Genomic DNA, 507 nt, shown 5'->3' on the forward strand with positions numbered 1-507 from the left:
AGTTCTTCAATTATTAAGATAAGCAATGAAGCAATTTTGGTACTTTTCTAAAATTGTGTGAATTTGTTAAGCAGATAACTAAAATCTTTAGTTTTATGCTATTTGCTTACTTTGTGAGTACTCAGCGACTAAATAGGAGTCGAGTTTCATTTAATTAATAAACTTATAAAGTAAAAATAAAAAAGACATGGATGTCAAAAAGAAAAATCAAGGAGGAAATAAAAATGATAATTAATCACAATATGAATGCAATGAATGCACACAGAAATTCAGCAATGAATACTGCATCAGCAGGAAAATCAATGGAAAAGCTTTCTTCAGGTTTAAGAATTAACAGGGCTGGTGATGATGCAGCAGGGTTATCAATATCTGAAAAGATGAGAAGCCAAATCAGAGGACTTGATCAAGCGGCAAGAAATGCACAAGATGGTATATCAAGAATACAAACAGCAGAAGGTGCATTAAATGAAGTAAGTGATATGCTAGTTAGAATGAAGGAACTTGCTG

At 32.0% G+C, this 507-nt stretch carries 1 protein-coding gene; it reads left to right on the forward strand.

The features are described from left to right. Window positions 1–224 precede the first annotated feature (224 nt). Window positions 225–507, forward strand: a 283-nt coding sequence (locus A500_RS17565) for a flagellin N-terminal helical domain-containing protein (protein WP_016208917.1), incomplete at its 3' end; no start/stop codon positions are given.

It is taken from the genome of Clostridium sartagoforme AAU1, assembly GCF_000401215.1.
Lineage (GTDB): Bacteria > Bacillota > Clostridia > Clostridiales > Clostridiaceae > Clostridium > Clostridium sartagoforme.